Source organism: Corynebacterium sp. CCUG 51687 (assembly GCF_024453995.1).
In the GTDB taxonomy this organism is placed as follows: domain Bacteria; phylum Actinomycetota; class Actinomycetes; order Mycobacteriales; family Mycobacteriaceae; genus Corynebacterium; species Corynebacterium pseudogenitalium.
Genome location: NZ_JAGPYT010000002.1, coordinates 230,266 through 245,392, shown reverse-complemented (window position 1 = coordinate 245,392; position 15,127 = coordinate 230,266). Strand labels below are relative to the sequence as shown.

The 15,127-nt window shown below is 61.9% G+C and carries 12 protein-coding genes; 4 read left to right on the top strand and 8 right to left on the bottom strand.

What is annotated here, in order from left to right; translation table 11 throughout:
- Window positions 1–14: 14 nt before the first annotated feature.
- The 4 genes from KBX13_RS03290 to prpD all read right to left on the bottom strand — a co-directional run bounded on the left by KBX13_RS03290 (window position 15) and on the right by prpD (window position 7,305).
- The gene (locus KBX13_RS03290; protein WP_256020697.1) at window positions 15–3,464 is read right to left on the bottom strand and encodes a pyruvate carboxylase; all 3,450 of its coding nucleotides are present in this window, start codon (window positions 3,462–3,464) and stop codon (window positions 15–17) included.
- A 195-nt stretch (window positions 3,465–3,659) separates the two neighbouring features.
- Window positions 3,660–4,820, bottom strand: coding sequence for a bifunctional 2-methylcitrate synthase/citrate synthase (locus KBX13_RS03285; RefSeq protein WP_070362990.1), 1,161 nt, complete (start codon window positions 4,818–4,820; stop codon window positions 3,660–3,662).
- Window positions 4,821–4,871: 51 nt separating this feature from the next.
- A complete protein-coding gene (gene prpB, locus KBX13_RS03280; protein WP_070362991.1) occupies window positions 4,872–5,792 on the bottom strand; it encodes a methylisocitrate lyase in 921 nt (306 codons plus the stop codon).
- Between the two features lies 1 nt (window position 5,793).
- Window positions 5,794–7,305: a 2-methylcitrate dehydratase PrpD gene (prpD, locus tag KBX13_RS03275; protein WP_256020696.1), complete on the bottom strand. Its 1,512-nt coding sequence runs from the start codon at window positions 7,303–7,305 to the stop codon at window positions 5,794–5,796.
- A 187-nt stretch (window positions 7,306–7,492) separates the two neighbouring features.
- Between prpD and KBX13_RS03270 the strand changes: the two genes are divergently transcribed.
- Entirely contained in the window at window positions 7,493–8,803 is a 1,311-nt protein-coding gene (locus KBX13_RS03270; protein WP_252930949.1) for a short-chain fatty acyl-CoA regulator family protein, read from the top strand.
- Here KBX13_RS03270 and KBX13_RS03265 read toward each other — a convergent pair.
- The 4 genes from KBX13_RS03265 to upp all read right to left on the bottom strand — a co-directional run bounded on the left by KBX13_RS03265 (window position 8,784) and on the right by upp (window position 12,566).
- Window positions 8,784–10,190, bottom strand: a complete 1,407-nt coding sequence (locus KBX13_RS03265; RefSeq protein WP_070362994.1) for an NAD(P)H-quinone dehydrogenase — start codon at window positions 10,188–10,190, stop codon at window positions 8,784–8,786. The two genes, KBX13_RS03270 and KBX13_RS03265, sit on opposite strands and share 20 nt — an antisense overlap.
- Window positions 10,191–10,281: 91 nt before the next feature.
- The gene (locus KBX13_RS03260; protein ID WP_070477658.1) at window positions 10,282–11,460 is read right to left on the bottom strand and encodes an amidohydrolase; all 1,179 of its coding nucleotides are present in this window, start codon (window positions 11,458–11,460) and stop codon (window positions 10,282–10,284) included.
- Window positions 11,461–11,512: 52 nt separating this feature from the next.
- Entirely contained in the window at window positions 11,513–11,830 is a 318-nt protein-coding gene (locus tag KBX13_RS03255) for a helix-turn-helix transcriptional regulator (RefSeq protein ID WP_256007745.1), read from the bottom strand.
- A gap of 100 nt (window positions 11,831–11,930) precedes the next feature.
- Window positions 11,931–12,566 (bottom strand): uracil phosphoribosyltransferase, encoded by a 636-nt coding sequence (gene upp, locus KBX13_RS03250; RefSeq protein WP_070477655.1) that lies wholly within the window; start codon window positions 12,564–12,566, stop codon window positions 11,931–11,933.
- Between the two features lie 62 nt (window positions 12,567–12,628).
- Between upp and KBX13_RS03245 the strand changes: the two genes are divergently transcribed.
- The 3 genes from KBX13_RS03245 to KBX13_RS03235 are packed head-to-tail and all read left to right on the top strand — an operon-like array spanning window position 12,629 to window position 15,123.
- Window positions 12,629–12,910, top strand: coding sequence for a hypothetical protein (locus tag KBX13_RS03245; protein ID WP_070362998.1), 282 nt, complete (start codon window positions 12,629–12,631; stop codon window positions 12,908–12,910).
- Window positions 12,910–13,872 (top strand): C40 family peptidase, encoded by a 963-nt coding sequence (locus KBX13_RS03240; RefSeq protein WP_256020694.1) that lies wholly within the window; start codon window positions 12,910–12,912, stop codon window positions 13,870–13,872. Before KBX13_RS03245 ends, KBX13_RS03240 begins: the two co-directional genes overlap by 1 nt.
- Before the next feature lie 12 nt (window positions 13,873–13,884).
- On the top strand, window positions 13,885–15,123 hold the full coding sequence (locus KBX13_RS03235; protein WP_070477653.1) for a hypothetical protein: 1,239 nt from the start codon (window positions 13,885–13,887) through the stop codon (window positions 15,121–15,123).
- Window positions 15,124–15,127: the final 4 nt, after the last annotated feature.

The window sequence follows — 15,127 nt, the reverse complement described above, 5'->3', positions numbered from 1 at the left end:
CGGCGAGAAACCCTTTAGGAGATCACGACGACCAGGTCGCCGCCCTCCACCTTGGTTGCCTGCGTGAAGGCGACTCGCTCAATTGTGCCGTCCTTCGTCGCCGAGATCGCGGCCTCCATCTTCATCGCTTCGATAGAAGCAACCTGGTCGCCGGCCTTGACTTCGTCGCCAGGCTTGACGGTCACGTTCACCACACCAGCGAACGGTGCTGCAACGTGGCCTTCCTGTGCCGGATCAGCCTTCTCCACCTCGGCGACTGTGGACTCGGCGTTCTCGTCCCTGACCTGCATCGGACGGATCTGGCCGTTGACCGTCAGGATGACCTGGCGCATGCCCTTCTCATCGGGCTCGCCCACGGCGTCAAGGTTCACCACGAGCGGCGGCAGGTGATCCTCGAGCTCACCGTACCAGATCATCGTCTCCTCGCCCTCAACGAGGCCGTAGAAGAAGGTGCGGTCCGACAGGTGGTCCGTGATGCCGTAGGTGCGGCGGTGTTCCAGGAACTCCTTGTACTGCTTCGGGAACAGCAGCTGGTCCAGCGCAGCACGGCGCGTCACGTGGTCCTCGGAGTCAAGGTCACCAGCGAGTTCCTCCGGCACGTCCACCGTGTGGTCGACTTCCTGGCGGTCCTCGAGCGCCTTGTCGCGCAGCAGCGGCCAGCCACCTGGAGGCGTACCCAGCTCTCCCTGCAGGAAGCCGATGACGGACTCAGGGATGTCGTACTTGCGCGGGTTCTCCGCAAAGTCCTTCGGGTCAACTCCGGCTCCCACCAGGTGCAGCGCAAGGTCACCGACAACCTTCGACGACGGCGTGACCTTCGTCGGGCGGCCGAGGATCTCGTTCACCGCGGCATAGTAGTCCTCGATGAGCTCGAAGCGGTTGCCCAGGCCCAGCGCCTTCGCCTGCGTACGCAGGTTGGAAAGCTGACCGCCCGGGATTTCGTGCTTGTACACGCGACCGGTCGGGCCAGGGATACCAGATTCGAACGGAGCGTAGACCTGGCGTACGGCCTCCCAGTACGGCTCGAGGTCGCTGACAGCCTGCAGGTCAATGCCGGTGTCACGCTCGGTGTTGGCGAAGGCAGCAACGAGTGCGGACAGCGACGGCTGCGAGGTGGTACCCGCCAGCGGTGCCGACGCCACATCCACAATGTCCGCGCCCGCATTTGCGGCCGCTAGGTAGGTCGCCAGCTGGCCGCCAGCCGTGTCGTGGGTGTGCACGTGAACAGGCAGGTCGAAGCGCTCGCGCAGCGCCTTGACCAGTTTCGCGGCAGCGCCCGGACGCATCAGGCCGGCCATATCCTTGATCGCCAGGACGTGCGCGCCGGCGTCGACAATCTCTTCGGCCAGACGCAGGTAGTAGTCCAGCGTGTAGATGTCCTCGGCGGGGTCGAGCAGGTTGCCCGAGTACGCCATCGCAACCTCGGCGACGGTGGTGTTGGTCTCCAGAACAGCCTCGATAGCGGGGCGCATCTGGGAAACGTCGTTGAGGGCGTCGAAGATGCGGAAGATATCAATGCCTGACGACGCCGCCTCGTTCACGAACGCCTTAGTCACCGAATCCGGGTATGGGGTGTAGCCCACGGTGTTGCGGCCGCGCAGCAGCATCTGGATATTCACGTTCGGGATGGCTTCACGCAGGGCGTCGAGACGCATCCACGGAGACTCGTGCAGGAAGCGCATGCCCACGTCGTAGGTGGCGCCGCCCCACGCCTCTACAGAGGCGAGCTGTGGCGTCATGTGGCCGACGTGCTTCGCCGCAGCGACCAGCGTGTTCGTACGGATGCGGGTTGCCAGCAGCGACTGGTGCGCATCGCGGAACGTCGTCTCGGTCACCCCGAGAACCGTCTGGTTGCGGATCTTTTCCGCCCACTTCGTCGGGCCGAGCTCCAGCAGGTCGTCGCGGGAGCCACGTGGCAGGTCGCCGTAATCGAACTCCGGCAGTTTCTTCGAAGGACGAATCGAGGTCGGGCGTGGGCCGTTTGGCTTATTGACGGTCACGTTCGCCAGGTAGTCGAGGATCTTGCCGGCATCGTCAGCCGCGGCAGGAGCCTCAAGCAAGAACGGGTGATCGTTGATAAAGCCGGTGTTGATGCGCTTGAAGCGGAAGTCCTCGTCGGACAGCAGCGCGCGCAGGAAGCCAATATTGGTGGAGACACCGGTGACGGTGAACTCGTTAAGCGCGCGCAGTGCGCGGTCGACGGCAACCTGGAAGTTACGGCCACGGCACGTCATCTTCACAAGCAGGGAGTCGAAGTTCGGGGTGATCTCGGTACCGACGTTTGCGGAGCCGTCGAGACGCACACCCGCGCCACCCGGGGAGCTGTAGCCGGTGATCACGCCGGAGTCCGGACGGAACCCGTTGTTCGGGTCCTCCGTGGTGATGCGGCACTGCAGCGCCGCACCGTTCATCTCGATGAGGTCCTGGGTCAGGTGCACGTCCTCGAGCTTCGCGCCCGCAGCGATGTACATCTGGTTCTTCACGATGTCCACGCCGGTGATTTCCTCGGTGACGGTATGCTCCACCTGGACACGCGGGTTCATCTCAATGAAGACGTGGTTGCCCTGCTCGTCAACGAGGAACTCGACGGTACCGGCGCCCTCGTAGTTGATCTCCTTACAGAAGTTCACCGCGTCCTGGCAGATGCGCTCACGCTGTTCCTGCGTGATGTGCTGTGCCGGAGCGATTTCGACGACCTTCTGGTGACGGCGCTGCAGCGAGCAGTCGCGCTCAAACAGGTGCACCACGTTGCCGTAGGAGTCCGCCATGATCTGCACCTCAATGTGCTGCGGGCGGATGACCGCTCGCTCGAGGTACACGTGGCCGTCGCCAAACGCTGCCTCCGCCTCGCGGGATGCCTCTGCCGCGAGGCGCTCGACATCTTCGATCTTCTCGATGAAGCGCATACCGCGCCCACCACCACCGGCGACTGCCTTGACGAAGACCGGGAAGGTGAATTCCTTCGCAATCTCGGCGAGCTCCGCCGGGTCAGTTGACGGCTCGGAGTCCTTCAACGTCGGCAGCCCGGCGCGCTCAGCAGCGTGCACAGCGGCCGCCTTGTCACCAGTCAGCTCAAGCGCCTCTGGGCTTGGGCCGATGAACTTAATGCCGTTGTCGCGGCAAGCGCGCGCAAGGTCTGCGCGCTCCGAGAGGAACCCATAGCCCGGGTAAATTGCATCGGCGCCGGTCTCTTTCGCCGCACGGATAATTTCGTCGATGTCCAGGTACGCCTTGACTGGCTGGCCCTCAACACCAATTCGTACGGCTTCGTCGGCGAACGGTCGGTGGTAGGACTTTCGATCCTCGCGCGGGTACACCGCGACAGTTTTTGCGCCAGTCTCAAATGCTGCGCGGAAGGCACGAACCGCGATTTCGCCACGGTTTGCTACCAAGATCTTTTTGAATGCCGGGAGGTCATTCAGGGGGAGCTGCTCCATCGATGCAATCCTTCCATACTGTGACATACGTGACAGTTTGAATGTTATTTGGTTGGCCTGACAATCCTAACGCAGGTTGGCGCCACACCACGGGAAAATGCACAATTGCATCTGTTCCCATAGCGATTACCCCCCAAGTTGGGGTCAGCGGTCAACGCCTCTCATATAAAAACAAACAAAACGGATGGTCCGCCCCAAAGGCAGACCACCCGTCGTTCTGGCTTACTGCGGCTGGTAGGTGCCGTCCAGGTGACGCTCCTCCGGGCCGTTGTACGCGGACAGTGGGCGGATCAGCGAGTTGTTCTCGTACTGCTCAATGATGTGCGCGGTCCAGCCGGTGATGCGGCTCATCACGAACAGCGGCGTGAAGAACTCGATGTCAAAGCCCAGGATGTAGTAGGACGGGCCGGACGGGAAGTCCAGGTTCGGGCGGATGTTGATGGACGTGTTCTCGTACATCGTCTTCGCCATGATGTCGTAGATTTCCACCCACTTCTCGGCGCCCTGGTCCTTGTGCTCCGCGGCGAGCTTCTTGAACGCGGCTTCCATGGTCGGCACGCGCGAGTCGCCCTTCTTGTACACGCGGTGGCCGAAGCCCATGACGAGCTCCTTGTTCTTCAGCTTGTTCAGGCACCACTGCTCCGCGTTTGCTGGGTCGTCGATTTCCTTCATGTGGTGCATGACGAACTCGTTCGCGCCACCGTGCAGCGGGCCCTTCAGTGCGCCGATCGCCGCGGTGATCGCAGACCAGGCGTCGGACTGCGTCGAGGTCACCGTGCGGGCGGTGAAGGTGGACGCGTTGAAGGAGTGCTCCGCGTAGAGAATCATGGTCTTCTCGAATGCCTCGATATCCGACGGGATGGTTGCCGGGGACCCTTCTTCGTCACCGAAGACCATCCAGAGGAAGTTCTCCGAGAAGCCCTTGTCCTTGCTCGGGGCGATGTAGCCCTTGCCCTGGCGGCGGCGAATGTCGGTGGCCACGATGGTCGGCAGCTTCGCCAGCAGCTCGGTACCGATCTTGCGGATGTGGTCAGCATCCGGGGTGAACTTGTACTCGTCGCGGGTGCCCAGGAAGGACACTGCGGTGCGCAGCACGTCCATCGGGTGGCAGTCCTTCGGCAGGTAGTTAATGACCTGGATGAGTTCCTCATCGATGTCGCGGTTGTTCATGCATCCGAGGCGGAACTCCTCTGCGCCCGACTTGTCTGGCAGCTCGCCGTGCCAAAGCAGGTACGCAACCTCTTCGAAGGTGCAGTGCTCTGCCAGCTCGTGGACCGGGTAACCGTAGTACAGCAGGGAGTTGGTCTCAGGGTTGACCTTGGAGATTGCGGTGTAGTCCGCAACGACGCCAGCGAGGCCCTTCTTGATTTCTTGAGTGGTCATGGGATGAAGTCCTTTCAGGATAGGGATTGGGTTAGGGATGCGGGATAGGGATTACTCGAATGTGGACGAGTAGGTGTCCTTGGAATATGTGAAGACGGACTGGTCGAACTGGTTGAAGTCTTCGTACTTGACCAGCTCGTATAGGCGGGACCTGTGCTGCATGCGGTCCAACCACGGCTCCTGCGTGCCGGTTTCCGCGATGTCGCGGAGCATGGCCTCGGTCTGCCCCATTGCGAGGCGGAACGTGGTCACCGGCCAGATCACCGCGTTATAGCCGAGGTCCTGCAAGGTTCCGGCGGAGAGCAGCTTGGTCTTACCGAACTCCGTCATGTTCGCCAGCAGCAGGATATCGACGGCCTTGCGGAAGGTCTCGAAGTCCTTCTCGGTATAGAGTGCCTCCGTAAAGATAAGGTCCGCGCCGGCATCTGCGTAAGCCTTGGCCCGCTCGATTGCGGAGTCGATGCCCTCGATGCCAGCCGCGTCGGTACGCGCACAGATGACGAATGCATCGTCGTGGCGCTCCTTTACTGCGGCGCTGATGCGTCGCACCATCAGGTCACGCGGCACTACTTCCTTGCCGTCGAGGTGCCCGCAGCGCTTCGGGTTCACCTGGTCCTCCAGGTGCAGCGAGGCAAGCCCCGCGGCCTCGAACTCAGCCACGGTGCGTGCTGCGGACATCGGTTCGCCGAAGCCGGTGTCGGCGTCGATAAGCACTGGAAGGTTCGTAGCGCGAGCGATGTGCCCGCCGCGCTGCGCGACCTCCGTCAGTGTGGTCAGCCCAATATCCGGCAGGCCTAGGTCGTTGGCGAGTACCGCGCCGGAGACGTAGACACCTTCGAAGCCACCGATGTCCTCGATGAGTCGAGCCGTCAGCGGATTGAACGCGCCGGGCAGTTTTGTAATTTCGGTGGACTCGAGTGAGGCCCGCAGCGCCAGTCGGCGCTCATTTGGCGTTGTATCAGGAACAAACATCTTAGAAAATCCCTCCTGGGATCTGAGGAGCATTGGCTTGCGCGTCCGCGTTCACCTTGATGTTGAGCTTGCTCAAGTCGGTGAGCTGCTCGAGGTTCTGCACGTCTTCAAGGAAACGGTCCTGCTCTTCCTTATCGACGATCCCTTCCGCCAGCGTGCGGAACTTCTGGATGTACTGCTCACGGGCAAACGGGCGTGCCCCCAGTGGGTGAGCGTCCGCCACGGCCATCTCATCCTCGATGACGGTGCCGTCGTTGAAGGTGATGACGGCCTTTGCGCCGAACGCCTTCTCGGCCGGGTCCTGCGAGTGGTAGCGGCGCGTCCACTCCGGGTCCTCGACGGTGGAGATCTTGTGCCACAGCGTGACCGTCTCTGGGCGGTTCGCGCGTTCCGGGGCGTAGGAGTCGACGTGGTGCCACGTGCCGTCCTCGAGTGCTACGGCGAAGATGTACATAATCGAGTGGTCGAGGGTCTCGCGGGATGCCTTCGGGTCCATCTTCTGAGGGTCGTTGGCGCCGGTGCCGATGACGTAGTGCGTGTGGTGCGAGGTGTGCAGCACGATGGACTCGATATCGGCGGTGGACTTACCGGCATCCGCGATGGTCTGCTTCATGCGGCGCGCCAGGTCGATTGGGGCCTGCGACTGGTACTCAGCCGAATGCTCCTTGGTGTAGGTATCCAGGATTGCGCGCTTTGCCTCACCGTCTGCAGGCAGTGGCACCACGTAGGTGCATTCTGGGGAATGCAGCATCCAGGCGATGAAGCCGTCCTCGCCCTCCCAAATCGGAGCGGGTGCACCCTCGCCGCGCATCGCGCGGTCGACGGCCTCGATGCCCATCTTGCCGGCGAATGCCGGGGCGGACGCCTTCCAAGAAGAGATGAGGCCCTTGCGGGACTGGCGCGTCGCCGTCGTAGTGTGCAGCGCCTGGCCAACCGCCTGGTAGATGGTGTCAATGTCCAGGTTCAGCATGGTGCCCAGACCCGCCGCAACAGATGGGCCGAGGTGCGCCACGTGGTCAATCTTCCACTCGTGCAGGCAAATACCCTTGACCAGGTTGACCTGGATCTCGTAGCCGGTCGCGATACCACGGATCAGCGCCTTACCGTCGAGGCCCTTGTGCTGTGCTACTGCAAGGATCGGCGGAATGTTGTCGCCCGGGTGGGAGTACTCCGCCGCGAGGAAGGTGTCGTGGAAGTCCAGCTCGCGGACCGCTGTACCGTTGGCGAATGCGGCCCACTCTGCGGAGTAGGAGCCGTCGACACCAAAAATCTGCGCACCGCCTTCGGATACTGGATGTGCCTCCGCCATCACGCGAGCGGTCGCGACTGGGCGGCGACCGTAGGAAGCGACGGCGACCGACGCATTGTCGATAATGCGGTTGATGATCATCTCAGTCGTATCAGCTGGAACCTCTACCGGGTCTGCTGCAACCTTGGCGATCTTGTATGCGAGGTGCTCTTCAATCGGGAAATCTTCTGCCGAACGGTGCGTGCGCACGTTGTGTTCGATCATCTTGGCTCCTTCGTCTTCGTTGTAGTTCCGCTACCGCGAAACCTCGTTGATGTTGCAGCTCATACTAGGGAGCCAAATGTGATGCGGGCCATGATTTTCGCATGTAAACTTCTGCGTACAAATTCTGCTACTTGTGCAAATTCTGTTAACTACGCAGTACACGCATACAAAATGGGAGAAAGGTACGATGGCAAAGCTGTACGCGGGGGCAAAGATACAGACGCTCCGCCATGAACTCGAACTCACACAAGGCGAAATGGCCCGCCGCATAGACATCTCAACGAGCTACCTCAACCAGCTCGAAAACGACCAGCGTCCACTCACCGTCAGCGTGCTCCTCCAACTCACCCACGCGTTTCAGCTCTCCACCACTTTCTTCTCCCCCGATGAAGACCAACGCGTGGTCAACGAGCTTTCCGAGCTACTCCCCGACGTCCCACAGCCGAAACTGCACGAGTTCGCACAGCGCTTCCCCGACATCGCCAACTCTCTCAGGGTGCTGCCTTCACCCGAGGCCACCGACTCCGAACACCCCCACGCACTCGTGCGTGAATTCTTCCAGAACCACAAGAACTACTTCCACGAGCTCGACGTTGCTGCCGAGCAGCTCGCAGCGCACGCCGCGAACCGGCAACTGCGACTGACACGCCTCGCGGCAACCTTCGACAGGGAATACGGCATCCAAGTGCGCTTCAACCAATACGCCCACGGCCCCCGCTCGACCCTGCAGCACGACCAGCGCGAGATCCGCCTACGCACCGGACTCACCGAGTCCCAGCAGTGCTTTGAACTCGCCTACCACTACGGCCGCACCGCCTTCGCAGAGCTCATCGACGAGTACGTCCGCGACACTTTCGACGAATCGACACAGCCCGAGCCCGTCCAGCTCGCGCGCCACGGGCTGGCGCAGTACTTCGCCGCCGCTGTCACCATGCCCTACGCGGAGCTCCTCCAAGCTGCCGAAGAAACCCGCTACGACATCGACGTCATCTCCGCGCGCTTCGGCACTGGTTTCGAGTCAACCTGCCAGCGCCTCGCGACGTTGCAGCGCCCCGGCGCAGAGGCGATTCCGTTCGTCTTCGTGCGCACCGACCGGGCAGGCAACATATCGAAGCGGCAGTCATCGACAGCCTTCCACTTCTCGCGCCACGGTGGGGGCTGCCCGTTGTGGGTCGTGCACCGCGCGTTTGAAACTTCGAATAGAGTGACGCGTCAGGTCGCCGTCATGCCGGACGGCCGGACCTACCTATGGATTGCGCGGATGGTGCAGGGCCCCGTCGTAGGATTCGACTCCCCGCGCCGGGAGCACGCGGTGGTGCTGGGCTGCGATATCGCGTTCGCCCAACGCATGATCTACGCCGACGGACTGAACATCTCCCCCGAATCGGCAACAAAAATCGGCCCCGGCTGCGCTACCTGCCCACGAACATCCTGTCCGCAGCGAGCGTTTCCGGGGCCGCCTAGTTCTAGCCCGAGCGCTAGTCCAGATCGGACTTAGCAATCAGCCTGCGTGCCGCCTCTGTAATCGAACCGGACAGGGACGGGTACACCGCCATCGAGTTCGCCAGCTGACGCACAGTCAGGTCGTTGGCTACCGCGATGGTCAGCGACAGAATCAGTTCGGAGGCAGTCGGTGCGACGATCACGCCGCCGAGTACCTGGCCGGAGCCCTTGCGGGCGAAGATCTTCACAAAACCGTGCTGGAGGGAACGCATCTTTGCGCGAGGGTTCGTGGACAGGTCCAGTTTGTAGATGTCCGCGTCAACCTCGCCGTCGGTGATCTGCTGCTGCGTCACACCAACCGCGGCGATCTCCGGGCGGGTAAAGACCGCGTTGCCCACCGTCTTCAGGCGTACCGGTGACACGCCCTCGCCCAGCGCGTGGTCGACCGCAATGCGTCCCTGCTGCGCCGCGACCGATGCCAGCGGCATCAGGTCGCTGCAGTCACCCGCAGCGTAAATACCTGCAACGTTGGTACGCGACACGCGGTCAACAATGATGTGGCCCGACGGGGCGACTTCCACACCGGCCGCCTCCAGGTTGAGGTCCGCCGTGTTCGGAATCGAACCAATGGACATCATCACGTGCGAACCGGCGATCTCGCGCCCGTCCGTCGTGCGCACAACCACGCCGTCGCCGGTGTTCGTCACCGACTCCACGCGAGCGTGTTTCTCCAAGTGGACGCCACGGCCCGCGAGCACCTCCTCGAGCACGTCAGCGGCATCGGCGTCATCGTGCGGCAGGATGCGGTCACGCGAAGCAACCATGGTCACCTCGACGCCCAACTCAGCGAACGCAGAAACAAACTCAGCACCGGTCACACCGGAACCGACCACGATCAGGTGCGTCGGCATCTCCTGCAGGCTGTACATCTGACGCCAGTTCAGGATGCGCTCGCCGTCCGGCTCAGCGCCCGGCAGCACGCGCGGGTTCGCGCCGGTGCACACCAGCACCATGTCGCAATCAATAATCTCGGTGTCTTTACCCTCGCAGTGCACCTCCACGCGGTGCGTGGTGTGACCGTGCTGTTGGTCCGTAAAACGAGCGCGCCCCTGGATAAGGCGCACGCCGCGCTGCTCCAACTGCTTAGCGATGTCACTGGACTGCTTATCAGCCAGCGCGATCACGCGTGCGTTCAGGGCGGTCAGCGAAAGCTGGGCTTCCCCAAGCCCGTGGTTGAGCCCCATGTCGTCTGCACGGCGAAGGTCCGTCTTAATGTTGGCGCCGGCGATAAAGCTCTTCGAAGGAACAACGTCCTTGCGGATAGCGGAGCCGCCCAAACCATTGTCTTCCACAATGGTGATATCGGCCCCGTACTTTGATGCAACCAGCGCAGCCTCGTAACCAGCTGGCCCTCCGCCAATGATGACGATCTTCTTCGACACCTACATACTCCTCAACGGTCTTCGTCGTTCGCACAAATACCTGGCTAGTCTACACGGCCGCCCACGGCTTCGTTACCAACCAAAAGTTGCACTAGCTGAGGTTTTCGGCGTACTTTTCGACGACCCCTCCGAACAAACGCACCCCAACTTCAAGTGCTCGCTCATCAATATCAAGGTTGCCTTGGTGCAGGTCCTGCATCTCTCCCTCACCGCTCCAGGCACCGAGCCGGAACATCGACCCGGGGACGTGCTCCAGGTACCAAGAGAAGTCCTCCCCGCCCGAGGACTGCGGCGCGGTCACCACCGCGTGTGGGTCGATCCTGCGCCCTGCCTGTACCCCGATCGCCGTCGCGGCGTCGTCGTTGAGCACCGGTGGCACGCCCCGCATGTAGTCGAGGTGGTACGTGCACCCGGTCGGTGCGACGACGAGGTCAATCAGGTCAGTGACCAGATCTTCGAGGATGCGCCACGTCCCGATATCCGCTGTCCGCAGCGTGCCCAGTAGCTCGCCTGTCTTCGGGATCGCGTTCGCCGCGTCGCCCGACTCGACGTGCCCGAACACCAACACCGTGCCCGTACGTGGGTCGACCCGGCGCGACAGCAGCGCCGGCAACTGCGTAATCAGCGCCCCGAGCGCGTAGACCACGTCCGCCGAAAGCTGCGGACGAGAGGTGTGGCCGCCAGGCCCGTTAACCGTAATGCGCAGCACGTCCGACGCCGAGGTAATAGCGCCCGTGCGCACACCGATCTGGCCTACGCGCAGTTTCGGTTCAGCATGGAGGGCGTAAATGCTCGCGACATCCTGCAGCGCGCCCCACTCGATCACGTCGAGCGCACCGCCGTTCATCACTTCTTCCGCCGGCTGGAAGATGATGCGTACGCCGAGCGGCAGCTGGACCGTCGATAAGGCGCACGCCAGCGCGAGCACCACCGTCGTATGCACGTCGTGGCCGCACGAGTGGGAAACGCCCGGGTGCTGGGATGCGAACGGCAGGCCGGTTTGCTCAGGCACTTTCAAGGCGTCGATGTCGCCGCGGAACGCGAGCCGCTTGCCGTCCTTTGGGCCCAGGTCGACGTAGAGTCCCGTGCCGGGAAAGAGGACGGGCTCAAGGCCGTGCTCACGCAGCACCTTCGCGATGAACTCGGTGGTGGCGAACTCTTGGTTGGAAAGCTCCGGGTAGGAGTGGAAGTGACGGCGCCACTCCACCATTGTCGAGTGATGTTCCTTCACCCATTGGTCTACCGCGCGCGCAATTCCTCCGGCCGTCATCGTGTATGTTCACCCTTCACCCAGCATTTGTGCGCGTGGCTCCCACTGCGCCTTATTGTGGCACTGATTCTACGCTCATCTCCGCCGAATCTTGTGACTGGTCGTGTTCGTCCACCTGCTCCTCGTCCGCTGGAAGCAGCTGCAGCGGCGAAACATCGAGCGCGGCAGCGATCCGGTAGATCGTCGAAAGCGTGGGGTCAGCAGCCCTATTCCTGTTGTAGCTATTGCGCTCCAAGTTAGAGAGCAGCGAACGAGAGATCCCCGCCCGCTCCGCCAGGTACGCCTGCGATAGCCCCTGCATTGTTCGCAAGGCGCGGATCTTCTCTCCTAACGCGAACGCATAGCTGGCCCAGTACTGGTCCGAATCCACATCCGAAAAACGTGCGCCAAGACTCCCCTGAAAGAACACGTATACCCCCTCGTGTACGTAACAAACTTCCGGTGATTATATCCGACGCACGTTACTTTGACTAGAGGTCAATATTGCGTGGCCCGTACAACCTATCTCCGGCGTCGCCGAGGCCCGGCACGATGTACGCGTCCTCGTTGAGTCCTGGGTCAATGACGGCGGTGATCAGTCGCACCGATCCGCCGTGCTGCTTCAGCTTGTCGACGCCCGGCTGCGCACTGACCATGCACACACAAGTAATGTCGTCTGCCCCACGGCCTTCCAACAGTTCAATCGCGTGGATGAGGGAACCGCCCGTGGCCAGCATCGGATCAACCAAGAACACCGGCTGTCCCGACAGGTCGTCGGGAAGCGCCTCGAGGTATGGAACCGGCTCGTGCGTCTTCTCGTCGCGCGCCATGCCGATGAAGCCGACCTGCGCGTCCGGGATCATGGACAACGCCGGGTCAATCATTCCGAGGCCGGCACGGATGATCGGAACAATAATTGGGGGCTTTTCCAAGCGAACGCCGGTGGCTGTTGCAACCGGCGTTTTGGTTTCAAAGGTTTCGGTTTTCAGGTCACGCGACGCCTCATAAATCAGCATCGCGCCCAGGTCAGCGAGTGCGGCACGAAACGCGGTGTTGTCGCTTCGCTCATCGCGCATCAGTGTCAGACGGGAGGCTGCTAGGGGGTGGTCAACAACGGTAATTTCCATGATTCACATGGTAATTGAAATTCGGAGGGAACCGTTTACTGACTCCGTGCGTCCAACCTCTTATGACTACTTTCGCTTTTGACCAATCAACGATCCATTCGCACGCTGACTCGCTACGCGACGACGCCGCTGCGCTCCAACCACTGCCAAACGTTCCGGTTCCCAATGTGTGGCCGCTCGCGGAGTTCAGCCAGGCGCTCTCGCAGGCCGTGGAGCAGGAAAACGCGAGAAGCGAGGCTTTGAGTGAGGAAGCAAGCCGCGTCGCTTTCGCGATGCTCCTGGCTGTAAAAGCGGCCATCAGCGTTGATGAGCGATTCAGCAACCTTCTTCAGGCGGTGTTGTGATGGCTGCACTGGCTGCGGGCATTGACCCGATCGCGGCAGCGCAGCTCATTCTGCGACACGTCCCTGCCCCACTTCCCCAACTCCCATTCCTGTCCACTCCAGATTTTTCCGCCATCGAGCCCCTCGCCGCGTTCGTAGGAGCGCACCCTGCGGGCCAGACGCTGCGCAATGCTGCGAACCTGCTGGGGAAAGATCGCGACACCATTGTGAAGATGTTCGGCCAGGCAAGCAGCCTCGTGTTCTTTGCTGCCAAAGACCTGAGCAATATCGTGGTTGACCTCATCCGAGACACCCAGCCGCTCATCCCACTGTTGCTCAACCCTGCAACTGCGATCGGAGCGGGGATCAAGATCGCCGCCCAGGTCGCGTGGGCGGTCACCCAGGCTGGGCTCACTCTCAACGGGCTGGCGAACGACCTCGCACCACTGGCCAAGCAGCTCTCAGAGATCGTGGCATACGCAGCGAGCCAACCCGCTATTGACGCATCCTCGCAAGCAAAAGCCGCCATGTACGAGCTCGAGCGCCTCATCACAGCCCGCGAACTCCCTCACGCTAAGAACGAGGTCACCCAGCTCGCCGCCGTTCAGCAGGCGGGACCTCCTCCCTCCCGGGGTGGCTCGGCAACTGGTGCGGCTGCGGTCGCGGCGGCGAAACAACAGCTCGGCACACGGTACGCGTGGGGTGGATCTGCACCCGGCGGGTTCGACTGCTCCGGGCTGACAAGCTGGGCGTATCGGCAAGCCGGTGTGGAGCTGCCACGCCTAGCCCAAGAGCAAAATATCGGGCAACAGGTCCGCTACGAAGACCTGCAACCGGGCGACCTCGCGGTGTGGGATGGACACGTTGCCATGTACGCCGGTGACGGGATGCTCATCGAAGCTGGCGACCCAGTTCAGATGAACCCGGTGCGAACAGAAAACATGGGAATGGCCTTCAAAGGTTTCTGGCGTCCAACAGCGTGATAGATTTGCTGCATGATTACCCGTGCTATTTTGCCCGTCAAGCTTTCACTGACCGACGGCGATTTCTACACCCTGTGGGCGCCAACCTGGAAGGAGCACGGCTCCGAGTGGCAGGCCTTTTTCGGCGATGAAAACTCGGTGCTCGTCTTCGAATCCCCCGAGGCGCTGCTCGCATATATCAACAACACGCCGAAGCATGACCTGGCGGACCACCCCAAGTGGGAGCAGTTTTCCAACCAGGGCGACGACCGTGTGGTGCCGAATGACAAGCAGTACTTCGACATCATTGGTGCACCGGAGTTGCTGGCTGGCCGCCCAAGCCACGAGAACGTCTCGCACCTGTCCCGCGTGTTGCAGATTTCGCGCTCCCTCGCGGAGGTAGCGGCGGCAGAGCCAGCACTGATCTTCTTCGCCTCTCACTCGATTTTGGGCAACGTCAACCGCGGCTCTGATCACTACCAGGGTGAGAACGGCCTGGACGAGTGGTCTGGTGTCGGCCGCGTCGTGCTGGCGAACTGGGAAGAGGTAGTCAAATCCCTCGATGAGTCGGTCCGCGTGGTGCAGACGGACTCCATCGACGCGGCAGCGGTCAGCGCCGCTGCCGCAGCTATCGAGGCCGCACAAAAGGCCCGCGAAGAGGCGAAGCAGCAAGCCAGCGAGGCCGAGCGTGCTGAGCAGGAGGCACAAGACCCATACGACAACTCCGCGTGGGCACGTGCCGGAATCGACCCAGTGAAGGTTTCCATCCAGGGCAAGAGCGTCTACACGCTGCGCACCTACTTGGGCTCCAACCCGGTATTCCTGGGCAAGTACGGTGAAATCTTCACGTTCCCGTCCACCAAGCACCTTGGACGCTGGATTATCGAGAACGATGACCATGACCTCGCCGCAGTAGCAACCTGGCCTGACCTGGTTACCCTGGCCAACGCTGGTGAGCTCGAGGTCACCGTCCACCCGGACAACTCCTACTCCTTCAACGGCATCGCGCAGGACATCAAGCAGGGCGTCGATAGCGTCGATACCAAGCAGATGGCGAAGGCCTACGAGCTGCTTGCCGACGCCGCCGACTGGGCCAAGGACGACTCGCTCAATTCATTCCTCCTGGCAAACCCACGCATGCAGGACTACCTGGCGTACATGCTGGGCTCCACCGAAGCCGCAGGCTACGTCCCATCCGCGCCGTTTACGGATAAGGCTGAGGCGTGGAACGAGATGGAGCTGCAGCTCATCAAGCGCTTCTCCAAGTTCTAGTCGC

Excerpts from the sequence above, each read along its gene's own strand:
- KBX13_RS03290 (WP_256020697.1), bottom strand. The coding sequence starts at position 3,464 with ATGTCACAGTATGGAAGGATTGCATCGATGGAGCAGCTCCCCCTGAAT.
- KBX13_RS03285 (WP_070362990.1), bottom strand. The coding sequence starts at position 4,820 with ATGACCACTCAAGAAATCAAGAAGGGCCTCGCTGGCGTCGTTGCGGAC.
- prpB (WP_070362991.1), bottom strand. The coding sequence starts at position 5,792 with ATGTTTGTTCCTGATACAACGCCAAATGAGCGCCGACTGGCGCTGCGG.
- prpD (WP_256020696.1), bottom strand. The coding sequence starts at position 7,305 with ATGATCGAACACAACGTGCGCACGCACCGTTCGGCAGAAGATTTCCCG.
- KBX13_RS03270 (WP_252930949.1), top strand. The coding sequence starts at position 7,493 with ATGGCAAAGCTGTACGCGGGGGCAAAGATACAGACGCTCCGCCATGAA.
- KBX13_RS03260 (WP_070477658.1), bottom strand. The coding sequence starts at position 11,460 with ATGACGGCCGGAGGAATTGCGCGCGCGGTAGACCAATGGGTGAAGGAA.
- upp (WP_070477655.1), bottom strand. The coding sequence starts at position 12,566 with ATGGAAATTACCGTTGTTGACCACCCCCTAGCAGCCTCCCGTCTGACA.
- KBX13_RS03245 (WP_070362998.1), top strand. The coding sequence starts at position 12,629 with ATGACTACTTTCGCTTTTGACCAATCAACGATCCATTCGCACGCTGAC.
- KBX13_RS03240 (WP_256020694.1), top strand. The coding sequence starts at position 12,910 with ATGGCTGCACTGGCTGCGGGCATTGACCCGATCGCGGCAGCGCAGCTC.
- KBX13_RS03235 (WP_070477653.1), top strand. The coding sequence starts at position 13,885 with ATGATTACCCGTGCTATTTTGCCCGTCAAGCTTTCACTGACCGACGGC.